Origin of the sequence: Maribellus maritimus, assembly GCF_022267315.1 — a bacterium.
Lineage (GTDB): Bacteria > Bacteroidota > Bacteroidia > Bacteroidales > Prolixibacteraceae > Draconibacterium > Draconibacterium maritimum.
Map to the genome: position 1 here is coordinate 53,258 of NZ_JAIKLE010000003.1, position 25,153 is coordinate 78,410.

Consider the following 25,153-nt stretch of genomic DNA (forward strand, 5'->3'; position numbering starts at 1 on the left):
ATATGCATAACCCATTCAAAAACAAAACTTTTGTCATATTTTACAAATCAAATTGCCGAATAGTTTTTTTGTTTTGAAAACTTCTCCTGAAATTCTTTGAAATTGTAGCTTTATACTTATTTTTATAACATTGAGCAAAAGGTCGCATCATATTGAGTAAAAGGTTTTCCCATATTATTTCTGAAAAATTTTGGAGCCATGTTTCAGATGAAGAGCAGCAACGGCTTTTTAGTCTTTTCATTATCATAACATTAGCACAATTTACCGCTGTTGCAAATCTTGTGTATAAACTGTTCTTTTATTCCGGCAACAGCTGCTTTGTTTGCAATGCCGGGTTGGTGGCCATAATGATACTCGCAGGTGTTTTTTGTTTACGTGGAAAAATAAACAGCATTTTATATACAGCTTTTACAATCCCGTTGTTTATATATGCATATTACATTTCCGATTTTAACGATCATCCACCATTAATCGAAACCACTTATTACAGTTTATGGTGGTTATTGGGAGGTTTACTTGTTCTCATCTATTTTGCCGAATCAGAATCGCTAATCACAACTTATTCCATTATTTCGCTGTTTACACTCGGATTTCAGCTTTTAAAGGCAAACCGTTTATTTGATTCTTTTTCATTTTATGAACCTTATGTTACCCATCCCTTACTGATTTTTGTTGCTTTTTATGGCATTACAATTGGTTTGCGGTTAAAGGCAAAAAGGCTGACACACCGCTTCACCGAAAAACTAACGGTCATTAACCATGGAATTTCAAAAGTTTTTCAGGAATCAGGTTTTTCAATCGTCCAGATAAAAGCAGAACGAGACGAGGATGACAATATCATAAACTTGTGGATTGAAAAAGTTAACAATGCATTTGAGTCTTCGTTTAAGTTAAATTTATATGAAGTTCAAAACCAGGAGGCAGGTTATGTATTCAATCTCATCTTCCGAAATCATTTCGATGTAAACAAAACACTGCTCCTGAATAAAAAGAAAACAAAGGAATTTTATGCTAAAAACCTGGAGCGTTATTTTAAGGCATATATTTTAAAGCCTGAATTTAACCGCTTCTATATTATCTTTGAAGACATTACCAGAATGAAACTAAAGGTAGCCGAACTGGAAGAAAACAAAAGACGCTACAAAGTTCTGCTGGAAGCCATTCCTGATATTTTCTTTGTCATTGATAAAGAGGGAACATACGAAGACTTTGTCATCAAGGAAAGCGATTTGTTTAAAATTGAAGATGCAAACATTATCGGAAATACCATTTATGATGTAGGCTTTCCGGATAACATGGCCGATAAGATTTACGCCTGTATTCAAACAAGTTTAAAAACGAATTCCATTGAAACCATTGAATATTCGCTGAATACCCACAACGGAACTTTTATGTTCGAAATGCGACTGGCAAAACTCACATCGCACTCGGTTATTTCGATTGCCCGTGATATTACACGCCGGAAAACAACCGAATTTAAACTTGAGCGGGCATTAAGCAAAGCAGAAGAATCGGATCGTTTAAAATCGGCTTTCCTTGCCAATTTATCGCACGAAATACGCACACCGCTAAACATTATTACCAACTTCACACGGATGATGGCTGAACCCGATATTGAGCAGCAGGAAAGAATGGAATTGTCTGATGCCATTTCACAAAACGGGCAGCAGCTTTTAAATATGATAGACAATACCATCCATCTTTCCCGAATTGAAACGGAAGCGGTAGAAGTTCATGTCGATTTTTGCAAAATAAACAATTTATTAAGAGACATTTACAATAAATACCGACCGCTAATCCCCGATACCAAGGATATCAGAATCAACATGAACCTTGATGTTCCCAATCCGGCCTTTGGTTTCGAAACAGACGCAAAACTCCTGCGCGAAGTTCTGAGTATTCTGGTTGACAACGCAATTAAATACTCAATCAAAGGAGACGTTTCTCTGGGCTATGAAATGATACTGAACGAAGCAGTACAATTTTATGTCTCCGACAATGGAATTGGAATTCCTGAAGACGAAACGGAAAATATTTTTAGCCGCTTTTACCGGATAAAAAACAACATTAACGAAACCACGTCCGGTTCAGGATTGGGACTTCCGATTGCGCAACACTATGTAAGTTTATTGGGAAGCGAGCTGGAATTAAAGTCAGTATCCGGACAGGGAACAAGATTCTGGTTTACGCTCCCATTCAGAGAAGGAAAAGGATTTCTAAAAATTGTAAGTTAAAGTGCAGGCAGCTCATTTTAGGTTTGCATTCCTGTTCTTTTGGCAAAGTGAGAAAAGGTTACCGCCCTGCAAAAAAAATACATTTTAATCGGAGTAAACTAGATTACCCCCAGCTTCGCAGCCATTCTCACCGCTTCAGAGGTGTTGGAAACATTTAGTTTCTCAATCATATTGCGCCTGTGATTGTTTACAGTATTTACACTTATAAAAAGTTTCTCCGCAATTTGTGCACTTTTGTGTCCCTCTGAAATTAACTCAAGTACCTGCTTTTCACGAGGGCTAATTTTGTCAGCTTCTGAACTTTTTCCCTGAAGCGAGTATATAATTTCATCACTAAATTTATCTTTAAAAATAAATTGTCCCGGAGTATGTAAATCCTGATTGGGGGAGAAATCACAAAGTTTCAGGTCGATCCACATGTTTCCTTTTTTATCCAATTCAAGAATATCATTCTGAATTATTAACCTGATCCATTTATCATTATCATTTTTGATCCTGAATTCATGAATTAATCGAAAATCTTTGCGTTTCTCTACTGGTTGCTCATAAAAATATTTCAAAGCCCAGATACTCCCTTCATTAATAATATAATCATCAGGGTGAAAGCGTCGGCGAAACCATTCATTTCCCGTAACCGGTAATCTGTTTTTCTGAAAACCAAAAACAGAATTAAAATTGTCGGAAACAAAATAGTAATCGCGTTTATAAAAATCAGATGCAACTACAATACTGGTTTGTAATGAATCAATTAATTGGAGAAAGGGAATATATTTTTGATTTGCCTCGTCGTAATTGATGTCTTCCGGCTGAATTTTTATATTGCTGAATAATTGGGCGTGGTTCTTGATACTTTGCTTCAACTTATCCATAAAACATTTTGTGTTAAAAATAGTCAAAAATGACTATTGCCCAACAATCATGAAGTAAGCATTTTTGTATTGCTTTATACAAGCAAATGAGGTTTGACAGTAATAATTATACAGCATTTTTATAAGATATATTTTTCTTAAATCAAAATTTTATCAATAGGGAATAGATCAAGAAAAAAATTGGAGCGGATATATAGTTCTTTACCGCTAAAAACTGTATATCCCCCACCCCCTTTTAATTCCGGTTTTCTTTTGAATTTAATTGTCTGAATCCTACCAGCCTGTCATAACGACTTCCCAAGTCGTGATAATACACAAAAATCTGATAATCATTTTCTGTCATCCAAAAACTACCCTCAAAATTTTTATGATCGGCCACCGACGCCCCCTGCGGAACATAAACATACATAAAGTTGTAGTAGCCCTGTTTTAAAAGCATCGTTAATTCATACTGGCTGGTTTCAAAATTCCATGTCATCTCATTGCTTTTGTTCGCATTCCAATTGCTTAATGCACCAAAAACATTAACACTTCCACCCAGTATCACGGACTCGAGCGGTAAACTAAAATGAACAAAAAAATAATCACAATCCAAATCATAATCCTGTACCCGGTCTTGTGATTCTACCACGTATTCGCCATTCATCTCTTCATATTCAAAATACCTTTTGTTTGTCCTCACTTCATCAACCATAAGTGTTTTGTGAAAATAGGGTCTGAAGAACTCCGTTGAGGCCACGTTTTCACCGTTCATCCGGTTGGTTCGTATATCAAAATACCTGAATTCGTTACCGGCAACAAAAACGTTTTCACGATTATAATCATAAACCAACTCATTGGGTCGTACAAACAAGGGTTTTAAATTCCGAATGGCATTGTCCCACCGGTTATTTTGCATTATAACCACCTTGACTTCCTGTTGTGGATTATTGATAATCAACTGATCGTGATAAATGGTAAAATCCACCTCCTGGTTTTCTCCCTTATATGCATCCAGCGTTGCACGCCTCACTGTTCCTTCAATTTGAGTTAAAGGTTCAACCACATAAAACCGTTTTGAAAGAACAATTTTTTCTTTATCGTTATCTTCAAAAACAACCAGTGCGTAGTTTCCCGAGGTTTTAAACTGAATATTATCATTCGGAATTTTTAACTGATAATTAACATACTTAAAAGTAGTATTAAAAGAAAAGGCATAATCATCAAGCGGATTCTCTGTAAATCCTTCTATATAATCAGGTTGCGAGATAAAACTTTCGTTCCAGTCTGTATCGCAATGAATGATTGTGTAGTAGTAGTCTTTTACTTCACCCGACAAATCGTCGAACTTTAAAACAAGTTGAGCGTCTTCATCCAATTCCAAAATCGGATTTGACAATTCAAATCCGTCTCGATGTAACAAAACCGTTTTAATGTCTTCGTTAAAAACCGCATTCTCGTAATAAAAGTTTTCTTCCTGAGAAAATGATAAAAAACTAAAAATCAACAAAATAAAACCAAGTATAAGATATTTTTTCATTCCTTTTTCTTTTTCAAAGTCAGTTCAAAATTCTAAAATTTATATGAATAACGCTAAAAATGTTAATTTAATCTGAAATTTCTGATTTTTACGGCTCTTATTTAAAAAGGCTTCTTTCTGCTACGCATGACATAAATCAACGAACATATTGACTTATTTGTATATTTTGAACATTGCAACTTTCCGCTGGAAAGATTGCGAAAAGCCAATTAATTATTTACTTTTGCCCACCTAAAAATAATACTATTCTTAGTTAAAAATGTCAGAAGTAATCAAGTTAAGGAAGGGGCTGAATATCAAGCTTAAAGGAAGTGCCGAGAAAGTACTGGAAACATTACCTGTTCCGGCTACTGTAGCACTCAAACCTACCGATTTCCCAGGACTTACTCCCAAGTTGAGCGTTAAAGCGGACAACGAAGTAAAAGCCGGAGACGCTTTGTTTTACGACAAGTATCACCCGGAAGTCGTTTTTACTTCTCCTGTGGGAGGTAAGGTTGTTTCTATTAATCGCGGCGAGCGGCGAAAAATTCTGGAAATTGTTATTGAAACAAACGAGAATGCCGGCTCTGTTGAATTCAAAAAAACAGATCCAAACTCATTAAGTGGAGATGAAATAAAGGAACAGCTTTTAAAAAGCGGTTTGTGGCCGTTTATTAAAAGACGTCCCTACGGAATTGTAGCTTCACCTGATGACAAGCCACTGGCTATTTTTATTTCAACATTTGATACCGCACCACTGGCTCCGGATTATAATTTTGTTCTGGATGGTCAGATGGACACATTTCAAACCGGTATCAATGCATTAAAAAAATTAACCGATGGTAATGTTTACCTGGGAGTAAATGAAAATTCTGCGTTTACTTCTGTTAAAAACGTTGGAATAAACCAATTCTCAGGGCCACATCCGGCCGGAAATGTTGGGATTCAAATTCATCATACAAAACCAATCAATAAAGGGGAGGTTGTCTGGACTGTCAATGTTCAGGATGTGCTTTTTATTGGCCGTTTGTTCGAAAGCGGAAAAGTTGATTTTTCCAGAATCATTGCCTTTGCAGGCTCAGAAGTTGAAAAACCAAAATATTACAAAACGATTTTGGGAGCGCCGGTGGAATCAGCAATTAAGGGAAAATTAAAAAAAGCAGATTACAAACAGCGAATCATCAGCGGAAATGTGCTTACCGGAACCCGTGTAAAACAACAGACATTTCTTGGATTTTATGATTCGATGGTTACAGTTATACCAGAAGGCGACGATTATGAATTTTTAGGCTGGGCTACTCCAGGTGCAAACAAATTTAGCGCATCAAAAACATTTCTTACCAGTTTATTCCCGAAAAAGGAGTATGAAATGAACGCCAATATGCATGGTGGCGACAGGGCATTTGTTCTTAGCGGACAGTATGAAAAGTTCGTTCCAATGGATATTCTTCCGGTATATTTGCTCAAAGCAATCCTGGTAAACGATATCGATAAAATGGAACAATTGGGAATTTACGAAGTTATTGAGGAAGATTTTGCTCTGTGTGAATACGCCTGTACCTCAAAAATAAAAGTTCAGGATATTCTGCGTACTGGAATCAACACTATGATAAAAGAATTGGGTTAATAATTTGCTGAAAACATAAATCAGTTTTAAGAGATGAAATTCATTAAAGATTTTTTTGAAAAAACAGAACCTCTGGTTCAGAAAGGAGCTAAGTATCACTGGCTCCATTCAGTTCACGACGGTTTCTTCACATTTTTATATGTGCCCAAAAGTACATCCAAAACTGGTACGCATATTCACGATCATATCGATTTAAAACGTACTATGACTGTTGTTGTACTTTCACTTGTCCCTGCCATTTTAATGGGGATGTACAATACGGGGTACCAACATTTCAGGGCAATTGGAGAATTAGCTTCTACCGGATTTATTGAGGTATTTATTTATGGGCTTTTAAAAGTTCTGCCCGTTATAATTGTATCTTATGTTGTTGGTTTAGGGCTTGAATTTGTCTTCGCTCAGCTCAGGGGGCACGAAATAAATGAAGGATTCCTTGTTTCAGGTATCCTCATCCCGCTTGTGATGCCAATTGAAACGCCTTTGTGGATGGTTGCTATAGCAACCGCTTTTGCAGTTATTCTGGGAAAAGAGGTATTTGGAGGCACCGGAATGAACATTTGGAACCCGGCGCTGGTAGCGCGTGCTTTTTTATTTTTTGCTTATCCTGCACAAATGTCCGGAGACTCTGTTTGGGTAGCATTAGGAAACGCGGATAAAGTTGTCGACAGTTTTTCTGGAGCAACTCCTATGGCTCAGGCTGCTGCCGCAACAAGCGTTAACGACATTAACTTTAGTGTCGCCGATGCGTTTTTGGGTCTAATTCCCGGGTCAATCGGGGAAACATCAACCCTGGCTATTTTACTGGGTGCTGTAATTTTAATTGTTACAGGTATTGGCAGCTGGAGAATCATGATTTCAACGGTTGCCGGAGGTGTTTTTATGGGAGTTCTTTTGAATATTTTTGCCGTTAATGCATATATGGAAATGCCTTTCTGGGAACACCTTATTATTGGTGGATTTGCCTTTGGTGCTGTGTTTATGGCTACCGACCCGGTTTCAGCAGCACAAACACAAAAAGGAAAATGGATTTACGGATTCCTTATCGGTGTGCTTGCTATTTTAATTCGTGTAATTAATCCGGCTTTCCCCGAAGGAATGATGCTTGCCATTTTATTGATGAACACATTTGCACCGTTAATCGACCACTATGTTGTTGGCGCACATGTAAAACGAAGAATGAAAAGGGCTAAAGTCTCTGCAAATTAAAATTACAGATCATGGACAGAAACGGTAATACTTATACATTTATTTATGCAGCAGTGATGGTAATATTGGTTGCTGCAGTTTTGGCCTCTGTTTCAATGGCATTAAAGCCCCTTCAACAGAAAAATGTTGAAATTGAAAAGAAACAAAATATACTTGCCTCGGTTAATATTGAAAGCTCTGCAGAAAACGCTGAAAAATTATATGCCGAAAAAATAGTAAATGAATATGTAGTAAATGTAAACGGAGAACAAGCAGAAGGAGATGCATTTACTACCGACTTAAAAAAAGAAAGAGCAAAAGATGCTCAGGATATGTTGCTGCCTGTTTTCGAATGTCAAACTGAAGACGGACTTAAATATGTACTTCCCGTGAGAGGAGCCGGACTTTGGGGGCCAATCTGGGGTTACATTTCACTTAATGAGGATATGAATACCATTTACGGAGCCAATTTCGACCACGAAGGCGAGACTCCGGGATTAGGTGCAGAAATTTCATCGACTCCTTTTGAAGAACCATTTAAAGGAAAAACAATTTTTGACGAATCAGGCAACCTGGTTTCTATTAGCGTATTAAAATCAGGTCAGGTTGCTCCTGAAGAACATAGCGTTGATGGTATCTCAGGAGGAACAATAACAAGTAAAGGTCTTGAAAAAATGCTTCAGGATGATTTTAGTAGCTATAAAGAATTCTTAATTAAGAAAAAATCATAGGCAATGAGTGAACCATTATTTTCAAAAAAGAATATAAAATTACTGTCAGATCCAATAAACGATAGTAATCCTATTACAGTACAGGTGCTGGGAATTTGTTCTGCTCTTGCTGTTACCGCACAACTAAAACCATCCATTGTAATGGCTATTTCAGTAACTGCTGTATTGGCTTTGGCAAATGTGATTGTCTCACTTTTACGAAACACGATTCCGAACCGAATCAGAATCATCGTTCAATTGGTTATTATCGCAGCTTTGGTAATTTTGGTAGACCAGGTGTTAAAAGCATTTGTTTACGACGTAAGTAAACAGCTTTCAGTTTTTGTTGGGCTAATCATTACCAACTGTATCATCATGGGGCGTCTGGAAGCTTTTGCTTTAGGAAACCGCCCATGGCAATCTTTCCTTGACGGTATAGGAAACGCTGCTGGTTATGGTGTCATCCTTATTATTGTCGGTTTTTTCAGAGAGCTGCTTGGATCCGGAAGCTTATTAGGTTACAATATTATCCCGGAAAGCTGGTATATTGCCAATGGTGGATTTTATGAAAACAACGGCTTAATGGTATTGTCTCCGATGGCGCTTATTGTTGTTGGAATCATTATTTGGGTGCAACGTGGCAGAAACCGAAAATTAATTGAAGACTAATTGCTAACACAAAATTGAATAACAATGGAAAACCTGATAAATATATTTGTAAAATCAATTTTTATTGAAAACATGGTTTTTGCTTATTTCTTTGGAATGTGCTCTTATCTGGCCGTTTCAAAAAAAGTAAGCACTGCCACAGGGCTGGGGATTGCCGTAATTTTTGTGTTGGGAATCACTGTGCCGGTTAACTATCTTCTTGAAAAATTTGTATTAAACGAAGGAGCCCTTGTATGGCTTGGAGAAGGATTTGCTAATGTCGATTTAAGTTTCCTCCGTTTTATCATGTTTATAGCCATAATCGCATCAATGGTGCAATTGGTTGAAATGATTGTTGAGAAATTTGCACCGGATCTCTATAACCAGTTGGGAATTTTTCTTCCGTTAATCGCTGTAAACTGTGCCATTCTTGGAGGGTCACTGTTCCTTCAGCAAAAAGCTTTTATCAATGTTGGTGAAGCAACCGTTTATGGAATTGGCTCAGGTGTTGGCTGGTTTTTGGCCATTGTTGGTATTGCCGCCATCCGGGAAAAAATTGAATATTCCAATGTTCCTGCGCCTTTACGCGGACTGGGAATAACATTTATTGTTACCGGCTTAATGGGACTGGCTTTTATGGGCTTTGGAGGAATTAAATTATAAAACAAAAAATCAATTAACAAGATGATATTATTATCGTTACAATCTACCGTAGTTATTGCCAGTGTGGTAGTATTCCTTGGAATTATTATTCTGTTGGTTGCCATTTTGCTTTTTGCTAAGAAAAAACTGACTCCGGCCGGAGTTGTGAAGGTCTCAATAAATGAGGGAGATTTGGAAATTGAAACGGAACCGGGAAATACACTTTTATCGACACTCGGAAACAACAAAATTCTACTTCCGTCAGCATGCGGTGGAGGTGGTACCTGTGCCATGTGTCGCTGCCAGGTTGAAGATGGTGGCGGTTCAATCCTGCCCACTGAAACCGGATTCTTTACACGAAAAGAACAAAATGAAAACTGGCGGTTAGCATGCCAGGTGAAAGTAAAAGAGGACATGCAAATAAAAGTTCCTCAGGAAGTTCTTGGTGTAAAAAAATGGGAATGCGAAGTGGTTTCAAATAACAATGTTGCAACTTTTATTAAAGAATTTGTAGTAAAACTTCCGGAAGGCGAAAACCTTGATTTTAAATCAGGTGGTTATATTCAAATTGATGTTCCCAAGATTGACGTAGACTTTAAAGATATGGACGTGGATGAAAAATTCCGCGATGAATGGGAAAAATTTGGAATGTTCGATTTGAAAATGAAAAATCCGGAACCAACTTTCCGTGCATATTCAATGGCCAACCACCCCGCTGAAGGAAACATTGTTATGCTAAACATTCGGATCGCTACGCCACCGTGGGACAGAGCAAACAACGGATTCAAAAAAGTTAACCCTGGGATTTGCTCCTCATATATTTTCTCTCGTAAGCCAGGCGATAAAGTAACAGTATCGGGTCCTTACGGAGAATTCTTTTTAAAAGACAACGAAAATGAAATGATGTTTATTGGTGGTGGTGCAGGAATGGCCCCAATGCGTTCGCATCTTTTCCACCTTTTCCATACCGTAAAAGAAGAAAAAAAGAATGTTACTTTCTGGTACGGAGCCCGTTCATGGAAAGAAGTTTTCTATTACGATCAATTCCGTGCCATTGAAGACAAATTCCCTAATTTCAAATTTCATTTGGCACTCTCGGAACCACTTCCGGAAGACAAGTGGGATGGACCGGTTGGATTTATTCACCAGGTAATTTACGACAACTACCTGAGCAAACATGAGGAGCCCGAAGAAATTGATTACTATCTCTGTGGTCCGCCAATGATGAATGATGCAGTTCAAAAGATGCTTTATAACTTAGGCGTTCCTGACGAAAATGTATTGTTCGACGATTTTGGGTCTTAAGTGCAAATACAACATGTCGATATATTTTAAAGCCATTTTCCTTTTTGGAAAGTGGCTTTTTTTCTACTATAAATAGCAATTTTCTAAAATATTTTATAACATTCTTTTTATCCGTTACCTTACGCCTTGCTTTGTATTTAGGTTTTTTATAAATCCACGACCTGTTATCCAAATTAGAACAAACTCCAATTTATTCTAAAATTTTATAGCTTTGCATCTAAATAAATCCCATAATGGAAGGTAGAAAGCTTTTAGTACTCTTTATTCTTTTCATCTTTTTTCATTCATCCCAAGCTCAATACGAGGTAATGGTCAGTACAAATTACCCTCCGTACAACTACCTTGATGAAAGCGGTGAACTGGTGGGCTTTAATATCGACATTCTAAAGGCGATAGACAATCTCTACGGTGCTGAATTTAAAGTTACGGGAAGCAAATGGCAGGAAGTTAACACTCATCTTGAAGAAGGCAAAATTCAGGCAATAGCAGGTGCCCATTATCCGGGAACACCGGATAGCGAATACGAATATACGCGTTCTGTAATTCAAACTTCTCATTGCTTTTTATATAACCGAAAATTTCGAAGTAAGATTTCAGTAGATGAAATCAGAACAATTAAAAACCCCCTGATTGTGTTGTGGAAAAATGATGTTTTAATCCACTACGTGGAATCAATAAATCCCAATGCCCGATTTGTTTTTGTCGACAATTACCAAAATCTTCTCGAAGAACTTGAGAGAAAAGATGTAACCTGTGCTTTCTCTCAGAAAATTGCAAGTATGTACTATGCCGATATTCTGGATAAACCCTATATTAATCCGGGAAACGAAGATATTCTGGAACGCAGTATGGGCTTTAAAATTTCAAAAGATGCCTTGCAATTAACAGAAATGCTCAACAACGGACTGGAGATAATAATGTCAAACGGCGAGTACCAGAGGATTTACAGTAAATGGATAAAAGACTATAACAGACAGGGAACTAACTGGCAACATCTTATGAAATATTTTATTCTTGCGGGTATAGTTGTTTCATTGGTTATCCTTATCCTGTCGGTATTTAATAATATTTTGAAAATCCGTGTCAGGAACAGAACAAAAGACCTTCAACTTCAGCTCAAATTAAACACACAAATCACAGAAGAACTTGAAAAACAAAAAATAAAAGCTGAGGAAAGTGACAAAATGAAATCTGCTTTTTTAGCCAATATGAGTCACGAAATCAGAACTCCTATGAATGGTATTATGGGATTTACCGAACTGTTAAAATCTCATAATTACTCGCAAAGTGAGCATAAAAACTTTATTGAAATTATTCAGCAAAGTGGCGAGAGGATGCTTACAACAATCAACAACATCATTGAAATTTCAAAAATTGAATCAGGAGTCGAATCGGTTCAGATTTGTGAAACTAACATCGAAAAAATTGTCCATGAACTCTTTCTCTTTTTCGCAAGAGAAGCAAAAGAAAAGGGAGTAGATTTAGTAATTGAGCAGAAAAAAATAAATACAAACCAACCTTTTTATTCTGATGCCTACAAGATAAACTCAATTTTAACAAATCTGATAAAAAATGCACTTAAATTTACGCATAACGGACATGTTAAAATAGGCTACACCGTTTCTGACACAAATGCAAGTTTCTATATTTCCGACTCTGGTATAGGTATTGAAAAAGAAAAACAGGAGGCAATTTTTAATTACTTTATTCAGGCTGATTCCTCCATTTCGAGTCGCTTCGAGGGCTCAGGTTTAGGTTTGTCGATTTGCAAGGAATACACAAAAATGCTGGACGGAGAAATCCGTGTTGAATCGGAAATAAACAAAGGCTCAATCTTTCATGTCGATATTCCCAACAACTTTGGCTCTGCAACCCCAAACCCCAGCCAAGTAACCAACCAAACGCGAACAAAACTGAAAATTCCGGCGGGCTTAAAAGTAATTGTGGCTGAAGACGACAAAATATCATTCTTCTTTCTGAAATATATCCTCGAAGGCATCTCTGCAAACATACTTCATGCAACAAATGGAATGAAAGCCATTGAGCTGGTAAAAGAAAATCCGGATACCGATATTGTATTAATGGATTCGAAAATGCCCGTATTAAATGGAATTGATGCAGTAAAAGAAATCAGGAAATTTAACCCTCATGTTTATATTATCGCCCAAACAGCTTATGCAATTGATGATTATAAATCGAAAACACTGGAAGCCGGTTGTAACAATTACATCGAAAAACCGGTTAATAAAGACAAATTGCTGGAGATAATTTCTGAAGGGATTACTAAAACGAATTAAATTCCCGCCTAAAATCTCAGAATAGCCAATCACAAGATAATTTGTTGCATTTATTTTCGGTACGATGAACTTTTTCTTCGCTTTCTAATGCAGCGGTGGAAGTGCAGGTTTAAAACTTGCAAAAAGGCTTAATTGGGTATCCAGTGTTTTTCGGTTTTTTGTTGTTGACTGTGTTACCAAAACCCGTTTCAGTCGTGCAGGTTCCCAGTCGGTGTTCGAAATCGGAAGTTCGTTACAGGTTATAAAGTATTGCGCGCGTTTCATCACAATTCCAATTTTTTTCAGATGCATTAGATTTAACCTCCGGTGCCGCCGGGCCAAAATAATTTTTTGTGCTGAACGTACTCCAATTCCCGGAACACGCAATATCATTTCATAATCTGCCCGATTAATATCAACCGGAAAAAGATGCATATTTCGCAGTGCGTAACCCAATTTCGGATCGATGTCCAAATCCAGAAAAGGCTGTTCTTCCGTTAAAATTTCTTCCGCTTTAAAATGGTAAAAACGCATCAACCAATCACTCTGGTACAAACGGTTTTCCCGCACGAGTGGCGGACGAGTTAAGGCAGGTAAACGTTTGTCGTAATTATTTACAGGAAGATAACCAGAAAAGTAAACCCGCTTCAAATTCTGAGCTTTGTACAATCCTGATGATAATAAAATAATCTGCCGATCCGTTTCAGGAGTTGCTCCAACAATAAGCTGCGTGCTTTGCCCGGCCGGAGCAAATCGTTGCGATTTCCGATATCTCTTGCGCTCCTCCTTGCTTTGCAGAATTTCATCTTTTATCTGGTTCATTGGCAACAGAATGCCATTGTAGTTTTTTTCAGGAGCCAGCCGTTGTAAATTCATTTCAGTTGGAATTTCAATGTTTACACTTAGACGATCGGCCCAAATTCCCGCTTCATGAATCAACTCCTGACTGGCTCCCGGAATGGCTTTGAGGTGAATGTATCCGTTATAGCGTTCTTCGGTTCGAAGCTTTTTGGCAACCAGCACCATGCGCTCCATTGTATAATCGGCATTTTTAATAATTCCCGAACTCAGAAATAGACCTTCGATGTAATTCCGGCGATAAAACCCAATAGTGAGTTCCACAATTTCATCTACCTTGAATGTAGCTCGCAGCCGGTCGTTGGTCCGGCGATTGACACAATACGCGCAATCGTAAATACAAGAATTTGTCATCAATATTTTAAAAAGACTGATACAGCGACCATCTTCAGTAAAACTATGACAAATGCCGGAAGCAACTCCGTTCCCCAGTCCGTTGTCAACATTTTTTCGATTGCTTCCACTCGATGCGCACGAAACATCGTATTTTGCAGCATCGGCAAGTATTTGTAGTTTATGTAATATTTTATCGTTATCCATTTCTTCAGAAAAAAACCCCGGTCAACACCGGGGATGATGAACCTCAAAAATTGGGATTTCCAATCCCGTGGAATACAAATCAAGAATTATTAAATGATAATATTATTATCAAAATAAACGATAATAAATTAATCATTTCTTTCAATTAAGAAAACAATTTTTGTAATTTTGAATAAAAAAAATTGCAGGTGAATCATTTTAGCAGCAACATAAAACTGTTACGAAAACGTAAAAAAAGAACGCAAAACGAACTGGCAGAATCACTTAATTTAAAACGTACCACAGTAAATGCACTTGAGAACTCGATCAGCCAGCCAACTGTTTCGCATTTACAGGCTTTTTCAAAATATTTTGGCATTGCCATCGACACGCTGGTTAATGTCGATTTAAACCAACTTTCCGAAAGTCAATTTACCGATTTGCATAATGGTTTTGATGTTTTTATTCGCGGAACAAATCTCCGTGTAATTGCCACAACGGTTGATTCTGCCAACAACGATAATATTGAGTTTGTAAACGAAAAAGCAAAAGCGGGTTATGTTACCAGTTTTGCCGATCCGGAGTACATCGGCAACCTCCCCGTTTTTCAACTGCCCTTTTTATCAAAAGAAAAAAAATACCGTGCATTTACCATTTCCGGAGATTCAATGCTGCCCATTCCCAGCGGTTCAGTTGTAATTGGTGAGTTTGTTCAGAATTTTTACAATATAAAAAATGGCGAAGCTTACATTATTGTGACCCGCGAAGAAGGTATCGTTTTCAAAATCGTTCAGGATTATATCTCAGCCAAAAGAGCTTTGTTGCTTGCGTCGTTAAATTCAGCTTTTCAACCCTATGAGCTTCCAATTATGGAATTAAAAGAAGCCTGGAAATTTGTGTGCTATTTAAATACCGAGATCCCGGAACCGGAGGCCGACATTCAGAAAATGATGAAAACGATGAATGAGTTGAAGATGGAAATTCAAAAGATAAAAAAATAAATTACGATAGTTACACTTCCACAAAAAAGTCTTCAATCGAATCCAGGGTTCATTTCGTACCTTTGAAGAAACGAAAAACAAAATGTACGAAGCGCTTTTTTATACTAAACTTGAGGATGGAACAGTGAAGTGCGAGCTTTGTCCGTGGAACTGCATTCTAAAAGTCGGCCAAACCGGATTTTGTAAAGTGCGCGAAAATATCGATGGAAAACTGATTACCCTCGTTTATAATAAAGTTGCGGCCTTGGGTGTTGACCCGATTGAAAAAAAGCCACTCTATCATTTTTTTCCCGGAAAAAACATTTTATCGATTGGCGAAGTGGGATGCAATCTTCGTTGTAATTTTTGCCAAAACCACCGGATTTCTCAATGCCGTGCATCTGATTTTAAAGGATTCCACAAAATAACCCCGGAAGAAATTATAACGGAAGCGCTAAAAACCTTTAACAATATTGGGATTGCCTACACCTACAACGAACCGCTTACTTTTTATGAATTCCTGCTTGACACTGCTAAACTCGCGAAACCAAACGGATTAAAAAATGTGATTGTTTCCAATGGCTACATAAATCCCCAGCCATTAAAAGAACTGCTTCCATTCATCGATGCTTTTAATATCGATTTAAAAGCTTTTACTGCTGAATTTTATATAAAGCAAACCAAGGGAAAACTAAATCCGGTTTTGGAAACATTGAAAATTATCGCCAACAGCAAAGCACATCTTGAAATTACAAACCTTATTGTTCCTGAGTTGAACGATGACGAAAAACAATTCGAAAAAATGGTTCAATGGATTGCAAGCGAACTAAGTTGCGAAGTTCCACTTCATCTCTCTCGTTATTTCCCGCAACACGAGCTCAGCAAATCCCCCACTCCAATTGAAACACTGGATAAACTTTACGACATTGCAAAAAAGTATCTTCGCCACGTTTACCTGGGAAATGTGAGCGACGAGAAACGCTCTTCAACCGTTTGTTGCAATTGCCAGACAACAATCGTAACCAGAAACCGCTACGATACCTTGCTAAAAAGAGTGGACTCAGGCGGACTTTGTAAAAACTGCGGAACCTCAAATAACATCGTTTATTAAAAGAAGACAAAAAAAATCTCCAATACATCCCCTCGCTTTCGGCCGAAATTCCGTATCTTTTTTTTAAGAAATAAGGTTCAACCATTAAATTGATTTAAAATGACTTATGAAGATTTTGTAAATCAGCCTGAATTTCAGCAAATGCTGGAAGAAGCAAAAGGCCTGAAAGGAAAAATATTTTCCGATGTAATTGACGATGCCGGAAACCAATATGTGGATTTGGTTCAAGAAGGCGGAGGTGTTCTTGGAATTGCACTTGTTGGCTATACCTACATTCTTGAAACTGCAGGAATTCGTTTCTTTCATTTGGCAGGAACTTCGGCCGGGGCAATAAACACGCTGGTTTTGGCGGGAATCGACAACATTGAGAAAGCCAAATCGCAGCAGGTTTTAGATGTACTCGCCAAACAGGATCTATTTGAATTTGTTGATGGCGATCCGGTTTTGAAAGCTATCATGCAAAGGATTATTAACGGTACACCTTTCAAAAAAGTACTGGGGAAGCTGTTATGGAATTTCAGAAAGATAAAAAAAGCGCTTTTTATTAACCTGGGATTAAATCCGGGAAAAAAGTTTGAAAGCTGGCTGGAAACCGTATTGAAAGAGTCGCCAAATAAGATCACAACAATCGGAGAGCTTATTGAAAAAAGAGGGAAAGTATATTTCCCTGAAGGTTTAAGACACCGAATTTCGGGACAAGCTCTTACAGACGAATATGTGCACATGCATATTATAACAGCCGACATCACCACACAAACAAAAGTTCAGTTTCCTGCAATGGCTCACATTTACTGGGGTGATGACATGTGGAAACAGTCGCCCGCAAAGATGGTACGCGCTTCCATGTCAGTGCCTTTCTTTTTTGTTCCTTTTGAAATTGACAAAATCCCAAATGCCGGAAAACCTGCAGATGAAGCCTGGGATAAATATGCAAATTACAGCGGAACAATACCTGAAAAAGTAAAATTTGTTGATGGAGGAATGATATCAAACTTTCCAATTAACATCTTCCATTCGCCTTCAGGCAGTACGCCCAGAAAACCTACTTTTGGGGTAAAATTAAGTACGTACCGGAATCAGTACGCGGATGTAGATGACCTGGGAGGATTTATCGGTTCGATGATTAGCACAATGCGATTTGATGCAGACAATGAATTTCTTATTCAAAACCCTGATTTTGAAAAATTGATTTGTTACATTGATGCTGACAAAGATTTTAACTGGCTCAATTTTCAAATGAATGATGAAAGAAAAAAACTGCTTTTCCTTTTGGGAGCCCGAAAAGCACTGCTGTTTCTGAAACAATTTAATTGGGAAGATTACAAAAAACTACGTACCAAATAAGAATTTGAACATTTTTGACCGATCGCAAACATTTTAACTACATTTGCATCAGCAAATAAGCTGATGCTCTTTTATGAATTTTAACGAATTAGGAATACACGAAGATTTGCTTGATGCAATATCGTATATGGGTTTTAAAGAGGCTACTCCAATTCAGGAACAAGCCATTCCCGAGATACTGGATGGAAATGATTTAATTGCCTGTGCACAAACGGGTACCGGAAAAACTGCGGCATTTTTATTGCCAATATTTGATTTGGTAGCCGATTTACCCGGCGGAGAAACGACTACTCTTATTATTGTCCCAACCCGCGAGCTTGCCATGCAAATCGACCAGCAGGTGCAGGGAATCGGGTACACCATGGGGATTAACTCCATAGCCATTTACGGAGGTGGCGACGGAGACGACTGGGGGCAGCAAAAACGTGCTTTAACCCAGGGAGCTGATATCGTAATTGCAACGCCCGGTAAACTTATTTCGCATTTAAATTTGGGCTACGTAAGATTTGATACCATAAAATACCTGATTTTAGACGAAGCCGACCGAATGCTTGATATCGGTTTTTACGACGATATAGTTAAAATTATTTCCTACCTGCCGAAAAACCGACAGACACTGATGTTCAGTGCAACAATGGCACCAAAAATCAGATCGCTCGCTTCCAAAATATTAAAAAACCCAAAAGAAATAAATATTGCAATTTCAAAACCTGCCGAGGGAGTTTTGCAGGCCGCCTATTTGTGTTACGACACACAAAAAATCAGGTTAATAAATCATTTAATTTCGGAAAACCCCGAATACAATAGCATTCTCATCTTTTGTTCGACCAAAAAAAAGGTGACAGAACTGGCAATTTCACTAAAAAAGAATGGATTTCAGGCGGAAGGAATTTCATCTGACCTGGAGCAGGAAAAACGCGAACAGGTGCTCCAGGGATTTAAGTCAAAACGAACACGTATTTTAGTGGCAACCGATGTTTTAAGTCGTGGTATTGATATAAAAGAAATCAACCTCGTTATAAATTTTGATGTGCCGCAGGATGCAGAAGACTATGTTCACCGGGTGGGTAGAACAGCGCGTGCCGATGCAACCGGAGTTGCGCTCACTTTGGTAAACGAAAAAGATATGTTTTATTTCCACCGGATTGAACAGCTGATTGAACGGCAAGTTTTTAAAATCCCAATGCCTGAACAATTTGGAGAAGGTCCGGAATGGAAAACCCCCTCTCAAAAAAATAAATCCAAAAAATACAAATACAGAAAGAAAAAGAAAGGGAAAACCGGTTCTTATAAAAACCGAAAAAAGTAAAGTCGGTAAACGGTTGTAAATTGTATAGATTAAAAATAATTCATAACTTATTTTTAATTAAGATAGTTTTGCACTAAAACCGGGACAATGAAAACAACAGCAATTCCTTTTTTTGTATTGTTTATCCTCCTTTCATGTCTCAAAGTTCAGTCACAAAATAAGCTCGATACCTCGATTGTTAGAATTGAGACCAATGATGGCAATTATTTTACTGGAGAAATAGTTGGTCAGGATTCGCTTAAAGTGTATTTAAAAACACAAAACCTGGGAGAAATTTCCATTTTAAAAAAAGATATTAAGTCGCAGGAGAAATTAAAAATACAACAGGTAAAAGAAGGAAAAATATGGTTTACCAACCCGCAATCTTCGAGGTATTTCTGGTCGCCAAACGGATATGGGTTACAACAAGGCGAAGGGTATTATCAAAACATTTGGGTATTATGGAACCAGTTTTCGTATGGTTTATCCGATAATTTCTCCATTGGCGCCGGCATTATCCCCCTGTTTTTATTTGGAGGGAGCCCCACGCCGGTATTTCTTACACCAAAAATATCAATTCCCATACATGAGGACCGGTTTAATATCGGAGCAGGAGCACTGTTGGGGACTGTTTTAGGTGAATCGGAATCAGGTTTTGGAATTGTATACGGCATTTCTACTTTTGGAACACGCGACAACAACGTGACATTTGGTTTGGGATACGGTTTTGCCGGAGGAGAATGGGCGTCTTCACCACTAATCAATATTAACGGAATGTTCCGTTTAAGCAGCCGGGGATATTTTATTACCGAAAATTATTTTATCGATGCAGGTGGTGACAGTTTCGTAATGGTTTCGCTGGGAGGACGTTGGATAATACAAAAAGCAGCTTTGGATTTTGGATTATTTTTTCCTGTTGCAGATATTGGAGAATTTGTAGTTTTGCCCTGGCTGGGTTTAACCATACCCTTTGGAAAAACATACTAGCCGATCCTGTTGTTTACTTTAAAGATAACTCGATTGAATGAAACAAACGTATTTGCTTCTTTTTACTACTATACTTTTCTTTTTTGCTTGTAAGCAGGAGGAAAAAAAACAATTGGAAATTTATGGATGGAATATCCTCACCGATCACACTCCTACTGCATTGCATACACTCGAAGCAAGCGCAAATTATAAAGTAAACCAGTTACAGTTGTCATACGACATTTGTCACGAACTGAGAGATGTAAAACATCAATGGAACCGAAATATTGTAAATAACTTAACAGAAAAGGCCCACGAAACAGGAATAAATGAAGTATTGGTTTGGGACCACGCTTTATATGATTTAAAATACTACCCGGAAAGATTTACGATAAACGGAAAAATTAATCTTGATAAGCGTGATTTTTGGGAGTGGATCATCGAAGACTACGAAAAAATGCTGAATAAAATTCCTGATATTGATGGCATTGTACTTACCTTAAATGATACAGAAACAAAGATCGAAAATCAGCATTCAGAAGTGTTAAACACACCGGAGGAAAAGCTGGCAACTTTTGTCGACTCCTTGGCAGGTTTAATTGTAGAACAAAGAAATCTGAAACTGTATCTCCGCTATCCAGTTCATTCAGAAAAAGAAGTGGAAACCCTGCTTTCTTTCCTTGAGCAAATAAAAACACCCGGTATAAAATTTATAGCCAACAGCCTGCCGGGAGATTTTTTAATTAATCAGCAATATTCAGCTTGGGTGGAAAAAATCCCAATACCGGTTTTGATCGACTTCGACTGCGTTCATGTAAATGAAGGACAAGGTATAGTAGCCAGCGTTTTTACCGACCTTCATCTCAAACTGTGGAAATCTTATCAGGCAATGCCCAATGTTGTAGGTTTCTCGCTGCGAACGGATCGATTGGGCAAAAGCTCAATTTTGGGCCGCCCTTCAGAAATTAATCTGTTTACCGTTTATGCTGCTCTCCAAAATCCTGAAATTGAAACAGATTCGGTCATTTTAAATTTTCTGTACAAAAACTACGATTCGCTGGCTGTGCCTTATTTTTATGATGCTTTTAAACTGGCGCCTGAGATTATTATGTCTTCATTTTACACACTTGGAATAAATACAAGCGAGCAATCAGAAATTAATTTTAGTTACCAACCATCATTCATTCACAAAATCACCCTTGGAGAATCTGAAGATGCCAGGATAGAAATCGGCCATGGTGTAAACCAAAGTTTTCATTACTGGAGCGACATTGTTAACCACCTTGCTCCTGCGGAATATAAAAACCCGGAAAATGGCATATTATCTTCTCTTCAGGAAGTTGAAGCCGGTAATTGGCTGCAACCGGAAGAACGGATAGACACAACTTATTTAAATTACATTCTGACTGAAAAAAAATACGCAATAAACCAGGCTTTTGAAGCAATCTCTAAGGTAAATATGGCAAAACCATATTGCAAGAACTCAAGAACGTTTAACCGTATTTACCATACTTTTAACCGCACGCTTTTAACTGCAAAACTCCGAAAGGCTTATGCTCAGGTGTATTATGCCAACAGAATTTGGAACCGAGGGGAAGAATTTCAAAACGAGAAACTGGCATCCCTGATTAAAGATGGAGTGACCGAGATACAAATTACATCCGAAGACATAAAAAGATACCGGAGAAAAGGTCCCACCGGGCAGTACAATTGGGCAGAAGATGCAGAAACAGCAATGAATTTGGTTCAAAAAATAAAAAATTCAGACATTTGGCAAGATATTTCAGAAGAATTATAAAAAATATTTACTCTTTTTTGTCTTTCTCACTGTCTTTATGTTTGATGGATTTACACAGGAAAATCCTTTACAAAAACTCAGTTTTCTAATCGGGAACTGGGAAGGTACTGGTTCAGGATTTAACGCTTCAAAATCAGTTATTCACTCTGACTTTAATGGGTTTTAGACAATAATTTCATCGAAGTTAAAAACCATTCCGAATTTGGACCAACATCTCAAGGTTCAAAGGGTGAAATTCATGACGACCGGGGAATAATTAGCTTTGACAAGGAAAAGAATGTTTATGTTTCTCGTCAGTTTCATAACGAAGGATATTACAACCTGTACATTTTTAACGATTCACTTTCAACCAAAAGAACATTTGTTTTTGAGACCGAATTTGTAGAAAATTTCGTACCCTGAGGGTGGGCCCGTTTTACCATCAATGTAAAAAACGACTTTGAAATTGAAACGGTTTTTGACGTAGGTTTTCCGGAAAAGGAAAAGGCCTGTTTGGGCACAAACCAAGTAAAAAGAAAAGAGTACCAATAAATAGAGCACCTGTCTCCTGCCGGAAACCGATACTCTATAATTACATTGAAAAATATTCAAAAGCTCTCAATCAGTTCTTTTTAATAGTCACTTTAATAAGCTGCTCAGCTGTTGGCCACAAAAATCCATCATCCACGTTCTCCAAAAGCTGAACAACGTTTGCTTCTTCTGAATCTTCAGGTCCTTTTGCTCCCGGATATTCGTTCACTTCAGTTCCTGCATCGTATAGTTCTACGAAATGCGTAATGTCTTTTTCTGATGCACCATTGGAAAGTTTAATTCCTTTATCTCCGGCAGAAAAGAATACATCGTTCGAAGCACCCAGCATTGTCGCGAGACTCAGGGACTGGCCAACCCCTCCTTCAATGGAAAATATATATTTCTGTCCCGGGAAAATTGGTCCGTTTTCTGAACTTCCAAATGGCGTTGCCTGAATTCCCGTCTCAAATCCTTCTGCAGTAAGCGATTCGAACAACGGCCCGGGATTTCCGGTTTCTGCGAGAATTTCAAGTCCCCATCCGTAGTCAGGATCCCTTGTTGTAAATACAGGCATATCTTTTTTATCGTGTAATACCCAAAGAACCGGTGCAATGGGTGAAACATAACCGCTATGCATATCAAGATAAGAACTCAATACTCCGGGATTTCCGGTTTCGGCAACGTCTTCAAGTCCTTGTCCGTAATCCATCTCACCTTGTGTAAAAATTGGACTCTGATCCGCAAAATGTACGACCCAAACAATAGGTGAAACCGGAGTTTTGCTACTTTCCAGATTTTCAACAGTAACCGTAAACAGACTGTTACCTTCATAGTCCAGTGTAAGCTTTAAGTTTGTCTCAACAGTTCCGTAATCAAAACCATCACCAACCGCTGACATAAGCTGGATCATGCCATCAGTAACATTTGCACCATCATGTGGGTTATCCATCCCCGGCTCCTGATTCTCTTCTGTTCCTGCATCCCAAAGCATTAACATGGAAGTGATATCTCCGGTTACCGGGGTATCTTCATCGTAAAGGTCTATTCCCATGTCGCCAAACGCAAAAAATCCATCGTTCGACCAACCGTACATGGTTGCAATCGACAATTTATGCTGTGGTCCGGCATGAAAAGAAAACTTATACAAATCACCCGGAAGTGCAGGCCCCGGAGAATCTTTCCCTTCCGGAATAGCTTGCACTCCGGATTCAAAATAGTCATAGGGTGTCGAAATATTCTCAACAGTTACTGTGTATGTACCCGTAGGTTTTGCTCCTTTTAACACAGGATCTGAGATACCCGCTGTAAAATCATCTTTTTTACACTGTGTAAACACCAGTGCAAACAGTGCTAAACTCATTAATAAACGTAATACTTTCATAATCATATTTTTGTGTGAATAAACTGATTCAAAGTTCCTTATAAAGTATCACAGAATGTTCACAAAGGTTTCAAGTTTTCATAAAGGTTTTATTGTAACGTATTGATTTTGATTCATAAATCAATCATTTTTCGTCCGGTTTTTGACAATTGAATTTTATCTTTCTACTTTTGCGCCATGAAACGCGTAGTAGTAGGATTGTCTGGTGGGGTTGATTCAAGTGTTGCTGCTTATTTGCTAAAACAGCAGGGCTATGATGTAGTTGCCCTTTTTATGGTAAACTGGCACGAGCGTATTGGGGCAATAACCAGTGCATGCACCTGGGAAGAAGATGCTTTAATTGCCAAAATGGTAGCCAAAAAACTGGATATCCCTTTTCATATTGTTGATTTAAGCAAAGATTATAAAAAACGCGTAGTAGACTATATGTTTGCGGAGTATCAGGCTGGAAGAACACCCAATCCGGATGTGCTTTGCAACCGCGAAATAAAATTTGATACTTTTCTGGAAGAGGCACTGAAATTTGATGCTGATTTTGTAGCTACCGGACATTATTGCAGAAAAAATGAGCTGGAGGTGAATGGAGAAATCATCCAACAGCTTTTGGCGGGCAAAGACCCGAATAAAGACCAAAGTTACTTTTTGTGTCAACTAAATCAGGAACAACTCTCTAAGGCAATGTTTCCAATTGGAGACCTGCTAAAACCTGAAGTCCGGAAAATTGCCAAAGAACAAAACCTGCCTACTGCAGAAAGAAAAGATTCTCAGGGAATCTGTTTTGTAGGAAAAGTAGATTTACCGACATTCCTTCAGCAACAATTGCAACCCAAAGCGGGAAACATAATTGAAGTTCCTGCCCGTTTTATGGAAAAGAAAAAACAAATTGAATTAACGGAAGATAATTACCGCAAATTTTGTTTTACTTATCCTTATAAACCCTGGAATGGAAAAGTAATAGGCGAACACCAGGGAGCACACTTTTATACCATTGGCCAACGTAAAGGGTTGAACATTGGTGGGCACAAAGAACCACTTTTTGTTATCGGAACAGATGTACAACGCAATATTATTTATGTAGGTGAAGGGCAAAATCACCCGGGGCTTTTTCGCTCCGGATTGTTTGTTGCAGCAAAAGATATGCATTGGATTCGCCGCGACTTAAAAATGAATATTGGGGAAAAAAGAGAATTTGACATCCGTATACGTTACCGGCAACCTCTGGAAAAAGGGTCGATACACATAAAAGAAGAAGGTGCTTATTTTCTTTTTGAAAAAGAACAACGGGGAATTACCTCGGGGCAGTTTGCAGCCTGGTATTTGGGAGACGAGTTAATCGGGTCAGGAGTAATCACATAAATTTACAGAAAACTTCCGGCTTCCGGCTTCCGACTTCCAACTTTATAT

The 25,153-nt window shown here is 38.1% G+C and carries 19 protein-coding genes; 15 read left to right on the top strand and 4 right to left on the bottom strand.

Annotated elements, in window-relative coordinates:
- Nucleotides 1-152: 152 nt before the first annotated feature.
- Entirely contained in the window at nucleotides 153-2,234 is a 2,082-nt protein-coding gene (locus K5G00_RS03575; RefSeq protein ID WP_238764351.1) for a PAS domain-containing sensor histidine kinase, read from the top strand.
- 98 nt (nucleotides 2,235-2,332) lie between these two features.
- Here K5G00_RS03575 and K5G00_RS03580 read toward each other — a convergent pair whose 3' ends face one another.
- Both K5G00_RS03580 and K5G00_RS03585 read right to left on the bottom strand, forming a co-directional pair.
- Nucleotides 2,333-3,103 (bottom strand): LuxR C-terminal-related transcriptional regulator, encoded by a 771-nt coding sequence (locus K5G00_RS03580; RefSeq protein WP_238764353.1) that lies wholly within the window; start codon nucleotides 3,101-3,103, stop codon nucleotides 2,333-2,335.
- 235 nt (nucleotides 3,104-3,338) lie between these two features.
- Complete coding sequence (locus K5G00_RS03585; protein WP_238764355.1) at nucleotides 3,339-4,622, bottom strand: type IX secretion system plug protein; 1,284 nt, start codon at nucleotides 4,620-4,622, stop codon at nucleotides 3,339-3,341.
- A 259-nt stretch (nucleotides 4,623-4,881) separates the two neighbouring features.
- On the opposite strand from K5G00_RS03585, the gene K5G00_RS03590 reads away from it, so the two are divergent.
- The 7 genes from K5G00_RS03590 to K5G00_RS03620 all read left to right on the top strand — a co-directional run bounded on the left by K5G00_RS03590 (nucleotide 4,882) and on the right by K5G00_RS03620 (nucleotide 13,015).
- The gene (locus K5G00_RS03590) at nucleotides 4,882-6,228 is read left to right on the top strand and encodes a Na(+)-translocating NADH-quinone reductase subunit A (protein ID WP_238764356.1); all 1,347 of its coding nucleotides are present in this window, start codon (nucleotides 4,882-4,884) and stop codon (nucleotides 6,226-6,228) included.
- 33 nt (nucleotides 6,229-6,261) lie between these two features.
- A complete protein-coding gene (locus K5G00_RS03595) occupies nucleotides 6,262-7,434 on the top strand; it encodes an NADH:ubiquinone reductase (Na(+)-transporting) subunit B (RefSeq protein WP_238764357.1) in 1,173 nt (390 codons plus the stop codon).
- 11 nt (nucleotides 7,435-7,445) lie between these two features.
- Nucleotides 7,446-8,144, top strand: a complete 699-nt coding sequence (nqrC, locus tag K5G00_RS03600) for an NADH:ubiquinone reductase (Na(+)-transporting) subunit C (RefSeq protein ID WP_238764358.1) — start codon at nucleotides 7,446-7,448, stop codon at nucleotides 8,142-8,144.
- Nucleotides 8,145-8,147: 3 nt separating this feature from the next.
- A complete protein-coding gene (locus tag K5G00_RS03605; protein ID WP_238764359.1) occupies nucleotides 8,148-8,792 on the top strand; it encodes an NADH:ubiquinone reductase (Na(+)-transporting) subunit D in 645 nt (214 codons plus the stop codon).
- Between the two features lie 24 nt (nucleotides 8,793-8,816).
- Nucleotides 8,817-9,434 carry an NADH:ubiquinone reductase (Na(+)-transporting) subunit E gene (gene nqrE, locus K5G00_RS03610; RefSeq protein ID WP_238764360.1) on the top strand — a complete coding sequence of 206 codons (618 nt, stop codon included), beginning with the start codon at nucleotides 8,817-8,819 and terminating at the stop codon, nucleotides 9,432-9,434.
- A 21-nt stretch (nucleotides 9,435-9,455) separates the two neighbouring features.
- Nucleotides 9,456-10,718: an NADH:ubiquinone reductase (Na(+)-transporting) subunit F gene (nqrF, locus tag K5G00_RS03615; RefSeq protein ID WP_238764361.1), complete on the top strand. Its 1,263-nt coding sequence runs from the start codon at nucleotides 9,456-9,458 to the stop codon at nucleotides 10,716-10,718.
- Between the two features lie 233 nt (nucleotides 10,719-10,951).
- Nucleotides 10,952-13,015 carry a hybrid sensor histidine kinase/response regulator gene (locus K5G00_RS03620; RefSeq protein ID WP_238764362.1) on the top strand — a complete coding sequence of 688 codons (2,064 nt, stop codon included), beginning with the start codon at nucleotides 10,952-10,954 and terminating at the stop codon, nucleotides 13,013-13,015.
- Between the two features lie 84 nt (nucleotides 13,016-13,099).
- On the opposite strand, the gene K5G00_RS03625 is transcribed toward K5G00_RS03620, so the two are convergent.
- Entirely contained in the window at nucleotides 13,100-14,392 is a 1,293-nt protein-coding gene (locus tag K5G00_RS03625; RefSeq protein ID WP_238764364.1) for a putative DNA modification/repair radical SAM protein, read from the bottom strand.
- A gap of 188 nt (nucleotides 14,393-14,580) precedes the next feature.
- On the opposite strand from K5G00_RS03625, the gene K5G00_RS03630 reads away from it, so the two are divergent.
- From K5G00_RS03630 to K5G00_RS03655, 6 genes are all read left to right on the top strand, one after another.
- Entirely contained in the window at nucleotides 14,581-15,372 is a 792-nt protein-coding gene (locus K5G00_RS03630) for an XRE family transcriptional regulator (protein ID WP_238764366.1), read from the top strand.
- Between the two features lie 82 nt (nucleotides 15,373-15,454).
- Nucleotides 15,455-16,462, top strand: a complete 1,008-nt coding sequence (gene amrS, locus K5G00_RS03635; RefSeq protein WP_238764367.1) for an AmmeMemoRadiSam system radical SAM enzyme — start codon at nucleotides 15,455-15,457, stop codon at nucleotides 16,460-16,462.
- A 99-nt stretch (nucleotides 16,463-16,561) separates the two neighbouring features.
- On the top strand, nucleotides 16,562-17,806 hold the full coding sequence (locus K5G00_RS03640; protein ID WP_238764368.1) for a patatin-like phospholipase family protein: 1,245 nt from the start codon (nucleotides 16,562-16,564) through the stop codon (nucleotides 17,804-17,806).
- A 73-nt stretch (nucleotides 17,807-17,879) separates the two neighbouring features.
- Nucleotides 17,880-19,115 (top strand): DEAD/DEAH box helicase, encoded by a 1,236-nt coding sequence (locus K5G00_RS03645; RefSeq protein WP_238764369.1) that lies wholly within the window; start codon nucleotides 17,880-17,882, stop codon nucleotides 19,113-19,115.
- Nucleotides 19,116-19,202: 87 nt separating this feature from the next.
- On the top strand, nucleotides 19,203-20,081 hold the full coding sequence (locus tag K5G00_RS03650) for a hypothetical protein (protein ID WP_238764370.1): 879 nt from the start codon (nucleotides 19,203-19,205) through the stop codon (nucleotides 20,079-20,081).
- 37 nt (nucleotides 20,082-20,118) lie between these two features.
- Entirely contained in the window at nucleotides 20,119-21,858 is a 1,740-nt protein-coding gene (locus tag K5G00_RS03655; RefSeq protein ID WP_238764371.1) for a hypothetical protein, read from the top strand.
- A 601-nt stretch (nucleotides 21,859-22,459) separates the two neighbouring features.
- Here K5G00_RS03655 and K5G00_RS03660 read toward each other — a convergent pair.
- The gene (locus tag K5G00_RS03660; RefSeq protein WP_238764372.1) at nucleotides 22,460-23,749 is read right to left on the bottom strand and encodes a spondin domain-containing protein; all 1,290 of its coding nucleotides are present in this window, start codon (nucleotides 23,747-23,749) and stop codon (nucleotides 22,460-22,462) included.
- A 177-nt stretch (nucleotides 23,750-23,926) separates the two neighbouring features.
- On the opposite strand from K5G00_RS03660, the gene mnmA reads away from it, so the two are divergent.
- Nucleotides 23,927-25,105: a tRNA 2-thiouridine(34) synthase MnmA gene (gene mnmA / locus K5G00_RS03665; RefSeq protein ID WP_238764374.1), complete on the top strand. Its 1,179-nt coding sequence runs from the start codon at nucleotides 23,927-23,929 to the stop codon at nucleotides 25,103-25,105.
- Nucleotides 25,106-25,153 lie beyond the last annotated feature (48 nt).